This window comes from Candidatus Polarisedimenticolia bacterium (genome assembly GCA_035764505.1).
Lineage (GTDB): Bacteria > Acidobacteriota > Polarisedimenticolia > Gp22-AA2 > AA152 > AA152.
On sequence record DASTZC010000211.1, the window covers coordinates 20,309 to 27,421 of the forward strand.

A 7,113-nucleotide genomic window follows, 5' to 3' on the forward strand; every position below is an offset into this window, starting at 1 on the left:
GGCGCTCAGCGCTGGGGATCGGGCCCAGGGACTCCGGTGAGCACGCGGAAGTCGACCTTGAAATCTCCTTCCGGTGTCTCCCGGATGGCATCCATGCGCGCCGGATCGTAGGGAAGCCCCGGCGCGGAGGTCGGGACGGGAGGCTCCAGGTAGCGCAGGAAAAAGGTGGCCGTTTCGAGCCGGCCGCGGGCGGCGGGGTCCTGGAAGCCGCGCACGGCGGCGTAGCGGAACCGCTCCGGATCGTCCAGGTAGAATCGTCGCGTGCGCTGCGACAGCGTCGCCCAGGCCGCGGCGTAATCGCCACGCAGCAGCGCGCGGCGATAGATCTCGAAGGCGGCGATCCGGTTCACCGCCCGTGGCGGCGGCTCGGCCCGCCGGCCGTAGAGAAGGGCCAGATTGGTGGCGGCTTCGGCGTGCCGCGGCTGGCTGGCCAGCGCCGCCTCATACTCGCCGATCGCCTGGGACTCGTCGCCGCGCTCGCGGTACAGCGCTCCCAGCCCGAAATGAGCCTCCGCGAAATCCTGCTTCAATCGCAGCGCCTCCTTGAACTCGCGCTCCGCCTCGGAAGGCTTTCCTTCGTAATAATAGGCGGTCGCCAGGCGCTCGTGGGCTTCGGCGAAATCGGCCCGCAGCGACAGCGCCCGCCGCAGCTCTGCGATTCCCTCCGGCGTCTTGCGCGCCGCCACGTAGGCGGCCCCCAGGTTGAAAGCCGCCTCGGGGTCCTTCGGGGCGAGTCGCACCGCCTCCTTCAGCTCCTTCTCGGCCCCGGGGAACCTGCCCAGACTCACCAGAGCAACCCCGAGATTGAGGCGCGCCGAGACCATCTCGGGAGCCAGGTCGACCGCCTCCCGGAATTGCGCCACCGCTTCCTCCAGATTGCCGCGCGCCTGCAGGACGCTCCCCAGGTTGTAGCGCGCCGGCGCGTAGCGGCCGTCGGCCCGGATCGCCGCGCGCCATTGCTCGATCGCGTCGTCGGCTTTTCCCGACTGGTACAGCAGGGCAGCCAGGTGGTCGTACGCCTCCGGCCGCGAGGGCTCCAGGCGAATCGCCTCGCGAAATGTCTGCTCGGCATCCGGGCGTCCCATTCCCTGCAGCGCCAGCCCCTTGCGATCCAGGGCCTGGGCGGATTGGGGAGATTCGCGCAGCATCTCCGAGGCGAGATCCAGGGCACGCGTCAGATCGCCGCTTTTCAGGGCGGCATCGGCTTCGGCGAGGCGCGGATCGGGCTTGTGGCATGAGAGGGCAGGCAGGAGAAGGAGCAGGAGGGCCGCGAGGAGCCGCGGAAGAGATCCCCGGGGACCGAGATGCAGCGCAATCACGATCGGAATCCTCGAGGCACACGGCATTCTTGGAGATCTCTCCGAGGGTGTCAAGCCGGGCGCTATGTGCTTCAATGACCATCTCTCGCGAGGGGAGGATGGACCAGGACGAGCGGAACGACCGGGTGATCGTGGTGGGAGCGGGCGCGGCGGGCCTGATGGCGTCGCTCTGGGCGGCGCGGGCGGGAGCGCGGGTCGTCCTCCTCGAGAGCACGCGCGAAGGAGGAAAGAAGATCCTGATCAGCGGTGGGGGGCGCTGCAACATCCTGCCGGAGCGCAGCGATCCGGCACGGTTCGTCAGCGCCTCGTCGCCCCACACCCTGAGGAAGATTCTGAAAAGCTGGCCGCTGGCCGGCCAGCGCCGCTTCTTCGAGGAAGAGCTGCGCATCCCGCTGGAGCTCGAGCCCGAGACGGGAAAGCTCTTCCCCGTATCGAGCCGGGCCCGCGATGTGCGCGATGCGCTCATCGGCGAAGCGAAGCGCCGCGGCGTGCTCATACGCTTCGATTCCCCGGTCGCCTTCGTCGGCCCGCTATCCGGCGGTGACCTCTGGCGCGTCGTCCTGCGATCCAGGGAGGCCCTCGCGGCACGCGCGGTCGTCCTGGCGACGGGAGGACTCTCGGTTCCGTCGACCGGCAGCGACGGGCGCGGGCTGCAGATCGCCTCCGAGTTGGGGCACCGCATCGCTCCCACCTATCCCGCGCTGACACCGCTTCTGGCCGATCCTCCGCGCCACGCCTTCCTCGCCGGAATATCGCTCGCGGCGCGGCTGCGCTGGACCGGGGAGGCCGGGACCCTGGAGACGCGCGGCGGTTTCCTGTTCACTCATCGCGGCTACAGCGGTCCCGCCGTGCTGGACATCTCCCACTGCGCCGTGTCGAGCGCCGGCGATGGAGCGCTCCGGGTTGCCTGGGGCGGCCTTGCGGCCTCCGAATGGGAGCCGCTCCTGCGCGGTGGATCGGGAAGAGTGGAGGCTCGCCTGAGGAAGCAGCTGCCGGAGCGGCTGGCCGCGGCCTTGTTGCAGGAAGCGGACATTCCCGTCGACACCGACGTGTCCCATCTGCTCCGCGCCGATCGCATCCGGCTCCTCGATCACCTGGCTGCCTATCGCCTCCCGGTGACCGGCACCGAGGGGTACCGCAAGGCGGAGGTGACCGGCGGCGGCGTGGCGCTGGAGGCGGTCCGCCCCGACACCCTGGAGAGCCGCACGCGCCCGGCGCTGTTCTTCTGCGGCGAGATGCTGGATGCCTTCGGTCCGATCGGCGGACACAACTTCCAGTGGGCCTGGGCCACCGGACGGGCCGCGGGTGAAGGCGCCGCCCGGGCGGCGAATGCTAAGATATCTCGCTGTTAGATCTGCTGACTGGCTGAATTGCGCTTACAGCCGACGTTGGGCGTCGGGATCGCGCCCGGCAGCAACCGTCGGTGCTCGTCCACCGCGGCTGAACCGCAACGTCGGATCGACTGAGGTGAGCCCATCACCATGGATGCGCCCCCCGTGATTGAACCGCACTGATGAGCCCGTCCGATCGACGCCGCTTCCTGTCGGCCGCCGCGAAAGCCGCGTTGCTGGCCGCCGTCCCGCAGGCGCTGCGGGGGACGGCGTGGTCCTCTCCGGGAAAGCTGGGCGTTCCCGCCGGCGCCTCCGCCGAGAAGATCCGCGGCTTCGATTTCGAGAAGCTCGATACCTTCCTCACTCCCACCGAGAAGTTCTTCCTGCGCAGCCATCTCGAGATCCCGACGCTGCGGCCGGAAGCCTTCCGGCTCAAGGTCGGAGGGCATGTGGAGCGCCCGGCTGTCTGGAGCCTCGCCGACCTGGAGCGCCTGCCGCGACTGGAGATGCCCGCTACTTTCGAGTGCTCCGGCAGCGCCGTGGGGGGCGGGATGATTTCCACCGCGCAGTGGTCGGGGGTTTCTCTCGTCGAGGTGGTGGAGCGCTCGCGGCCGACGACAGGGGCCCTGGAAGTGGTGATGGAAGGGGCCGACGCAGGTTTGGACGAGCTGGTCCCGGTGCCGGTCCAGTTCGCCCGCAGCGTCCCTCTGGTAGTGCTGCGAAAGATGCCGGCAATGCTCGTGATGCAGATGAACGGCAAGCCGCTGCTGCCGGTGCACGGCTATCCGCTGCGGGTCGTGCTCCCGGGGCTGTACGGCGTGCAGAACGTGAAGTGGCTCATCGGGTTGACGGTGGTGGACCAGCCCTACGAAGGCTTTTATCAGACGCAGCGCTACGTCGGTCTGGAGCGCGTGCCGCAGGGGGTCCGGATGGAGGAGATCCTGCGCCAGAGGGTGAAATCCCAGATCGCCCGGCTGGCCCCCGATGCATCGGGCAAGAAAGGGGAGTACCTCATCGATGGAGCGGCCTGGTCCGGAAGCGGCGCGATCACGCGGGTTGAGATGAGCGCCGACGGCGGCCGCCGATGGGAGCAGGCGACTTTCTCACCGGCGCCCAACGAGCATTCCTGGGTGCTCTGGTCGCATCGCTTCCAGGCTGCGCCGGGAAGCCACGAGATCCTGGTGCGCGCCACCGACGCCTCCGGCCAGACGCAGCCGCTGCAGCGCGACCCGGGCATCCTGACCGGCTACGTGAACAACTGGTGCGAGCGCCGGACCCTCAACGTCCCTTCCTGAGCGTCTCCGCCTTGCCGCTGCCTTCCTCGATCAAGACCCGCCGATCTGCTTCGAGCGGGCCGAGACGATCGATCGTCCCCGACGGCCAGCGCACCTCCAGCGCCTCGACCTTGGTGGTTTTTCCCAGCCCGAAGTGGAGGATGGCTTCCGACTGTGAAGCATAGCCGCTGGCCGCCTTCGCCGTGCGCAGCTGCTCGCGGCCGCCGGCGCGCAGGCGCAGCCGGGCGCCGAAACCGTCGCGATTGGAGCGCTTGCCGCGCAGCTCCACCTGCAGGAAATGGCTCCCTTCGCCTCCCACGTTGCGAAAGAGGCGCGGGGCGCCGCCGGCCACCAGCATCACCAGGTCCAAATCGCCATCGTTCTCCAGATCCAGGAAGGCGGAGCCGCGTCCCACCGAGGGCCGCTGCAGGTCGGGAGCGCGCGTCGCGGTGACATCCTCGAACGTGCCGTCGCCGCGGTTGCGGAACAGCTGCGCCGGTTCGGGGAAGGTGAGGTTGTCGAAGTAGAGCTGGACGTTGTCCATCATGTGGCCGTTGGCCTGGAAGAGATCGAGCCAGCCATCATTGTCGAAATCGAAGAACCCGGCGCCGTAGCCGGTCATCAGATACGTCGGGCCGGCGAGGCCCGCCTTGAAGCTGCGCTCCGCGAAGGAGCCGTCGCCCAGGTTGCGGTACAGCGAGGAGGGCTGGAAAGAGAGGTTGGCGACGAAGAAATCCTCCCAGCCGTCGCCGTCGTAATCTCCCGCGTCGACCCCCATCCCTGCCTGGGCGCGACCGTCGTCGGATAGAGCCGCTCCCGCAAGCAGTCCCACCTCGGTAAAGCGGCCGTTCCCGTCGTTGCGATACAGGTAGTTCGCCATGCCGTCATTGGCTACGTAGAGATCCATGTCGCCGTCCTGGTCGTAATCCAGCGCCAGGACCCCCAGGCCGCGCCCGTCGGGATTGGCGATTCCCGACTCCACCGAGATGTCGGTGAAGCGTCCCTTGCCGTCATTGCGGTAGAGGCGATCCGGCGATCCGGGATAGATCTCGGGACCACAGTAGGTGCGGTAGCCCGGCTTCATCTCGCCGCAATACTTGTTGTTCTCGACCTGGTAATCCATGTAGTTCACGACGTAGAGATCCAGATCGCCGTCGCCGTCCACGTCGACGAAGGTGGCCCCGGTGGAAAATGAGGGATCGCCGGTGCCCGACGCGACGGTGATGTCCTCGAAAGTGCCGTCACCGCGGTTGCGATACAGGAGGTTCGGCCCGTAATTGGCGACGTAGAGATCGTCGCGGCCGTCCCCGTCGACGTCGCCCACCGCGCAGCCGATGCCGTAGCCGGGTCCCGCGACTCCGGCCGCCTTGGTGACGTCTTCGAAGGTCCCATCGCCGTGGTTGCGGTACAGGCGGCTGGCGGCAGCCGAGGGGGGCGCCTTTCCCAGCGCCGCGCCGCTTAAGAAGTAGAGATCGGCGAGCTGATCGCCGTCGTAATCGAGGACGCAGACCCCCGAGGCGAGGGTTTCGGGGAGGTACTTCTCTCCCATGGCTCCGGTGAGGTGGACGAAGCCGATGCCGGATCGCTCCGTGATCTCCTCGAACCGGGCGCCGGCAACTCCACTGGCGGCAGGTGAGGCGACGGCGGAAGGCGCCGTGGCGGTCCGCTCGGTGGGCTTGCCGGCGCAACCCCAACCGGTGAGGGCGAGAAGCAGGCAGAACGCAGGCAGGCGCTTCAGGGGAGATCCTCCTCGGCCGGCGGCAGCCGGCCCTCGCGCTCCAGCGCCTCGGCGGTGGCGCGCTCGTGCTCCGCCTCCGGCCGGTGCAGCGCATCATAGGCCTGCGCCAGCAGGTGGTGCGGAGCGGGATCGGCCGGATCGATTCGGGCCGCCTCCAGCAGCTCCAGGATCGCCGCCTCGTTCTCGCCGAGAGCCAGCAGCGTCTCGCCGCGCGCCCGGCGGAGGCCCGCGCGCGAAGGGGCGATCTTCACGGCCCGATCCAGGTACTGCTTCGCTTCCTGCGGGTCCTTCGCCGCGAGCGCGGCCTCGGCGGCTTCACGCAGCAGGTCGGGATCGGTGGGATCATGGCTCAGCGCATCGGCGAAGGACTTCAGCGCCTCCTGCGGCTTGCCCTTGTCGAGCAGGTCGAGCGCATGGATGCGATGGTAGCTGGCTTCGGCCCGATCGCGCGCCTGCCGGCGCTGCTCACGCTCCAGGCGTCCCGCCTCCCGGAAGGTCTCCTCCGCCTGGCGCTTCTGCCCGTTGCCCTGGTAGGCGCGCGCCAGCTCCAGCCGCGATTCGAGGTGGCCCGGATCGAGCTCCACCGCCCGCCGCAGCAAGGCAATCGCCTCGGCGGCGCTTCCCTGGCGCATCATGACGGATCCGAGGATGGTGAGCGGCTCCGGATCGGAAGGTGCGAGCTCCGACCAGCGCCGCGCGTCGGCGGCGGCTCCTTCGAGATCCTCGAGGCGCAGGCGGATGCGGCTGCGCAGCGCCCGCGCTTCACGGTCCTCGGGGGATCGGGCAAGAATCCAGTTGAGCTGCTTCAGGGCGTCCTGGTAGCGCGCCTCCAGGAAGTCGATGCGCGCCAGCCGAAGGGAGGCGGCAAGATCGTCGGGCCGGGCGGCGAGCACCTCGCGAAAAGCAATGCGCGCCTTGGCATACTGTCCGCATCGCAGCGCCGCCTCGCCCAGCAGCAAGGCGTCGTCGGGATTGCCGTGCTTCCGGCCCGCTTCCAGGACCTTCACCGCCTCGCGCGCCTCGCCGTCACGCAGCAGCTTCAAGGCGCGGGCCCGCGGACTTTGCTTCGCCGAGGCCGGCGGCTGCGCGCCCCGGCACGCCCAGATCGAGCAGGCGAGCGCGGCCAGGAGGAGGGCGCTGACCCAGGCGCGTCGCGGCCTTGGCGTCTCCCACATCCTCGCTTCTGCAGCCTCCCGTGGCGCTATTTTCAGGATGAGACAGTCACGCCGCCTCAGCGCCGTACCTGAGACAATTTCCTCGGACCCTGCTCAAGCCGGTCCCTGAGGTGCAACGCCTCTCAATTATCTTCGCCTCTCGGGGTGCGCCGGTTCCTCAAGAGTATCTGCTCGAGTGGCGGCCCTTAAGGAGCAGCGTTCTTCAGCCGTGGCCTATAAGTCTACCCCTGTTCCTCAGCACCTGCTCAACTGCCGGCCCTAGCACCTGCTCAAGTG

5 protein-coding genes are annotated in these 7,113 nt (G+C 68.8%); 2 read left to right on the plus strand and 3 right to left on the minus strand.

What is annotated here, in order from left to right:
- Positions 1 to 5 precede the first annotated feature (5 nt).
- On the minus strand, positions 6 to 1,346 hold the full coding sequence (locus tag VFW45_13920) for a tetratricopeptide repeat protein (protein HEU5181881.1): 1,341 nt from the start codon (positions 1,344 to 1,346) through the stop codon (positions 6 to 8).
- Positions 1,347 to 1,393: 47 nt separating this feature from the next.
- Here VFW45_13920 and VFW45_13925 point away from each other — a divergent pair, with 47 nt between their 5' ends.
- Together VFW45_13925 and VFW45_13930 are read left to right on the plus strand one after the other, a co-directional pair.
- The gene (locus VFW45_13925) at positions 1,394 to 2,671 is read left to right on the plus strand and encodes an aminoacetone oxidase family FAD-binding enzyme (protein ID HEU5181882.1); all 1,278 of its coding nucleotides are present in this window, start codon (positions 1,394 to 1,396) and stop codon (positions 2,669 to 2,671) included.
- Between the two features lie 161 nt (positions 2,672 to 2,832).
- Positions 2,833 to 3,945, plus strand: coding sequence for a molybdopterin-dependent oxidoreductase (locus tag VFW45_13930; protein HEU5181883.1), 1,113 nt, complete (start codon positions 2,833 to 2,835; stop codon positions 3,943 to 3,945).
- On the opposite strand, the gene VFW45_13935 is transcribed toward VFW45_13930, so the two are convergent.
- Both VFW45_13935 and VFW45_13940 read right to left on the minus strand, forming a co-directional pair.
- Positions 3,929 to 5,473, minus strand: a complete 1,545-nt coding sequence (locus VFW45_13935) for a CRTAC1 family protein (protein ID HEU5181884.1) — start codon at positions 5,471 to 5,473, stop codon at positions 3,929 to 3,931. The genes VFW45_13930 and VFW45_13935 overlap by 17 nt on opposite strands.
- Before the next feature lie 185 nt (positions 5,474 to 5,658).
- Positions 5,659 to 6,837, minus strand: a complete 1,179-nt coding sequence (locus VFW45_13940) for a tetratricopeptide repeat protein (protein ID HEU5181885.1) — start codon at positions 6,835 to 6,837, stop codon at positions 5,659 to 5,661.
- Positions 6,838 to 7,113 lie beyond the last annotated feature (276 nt).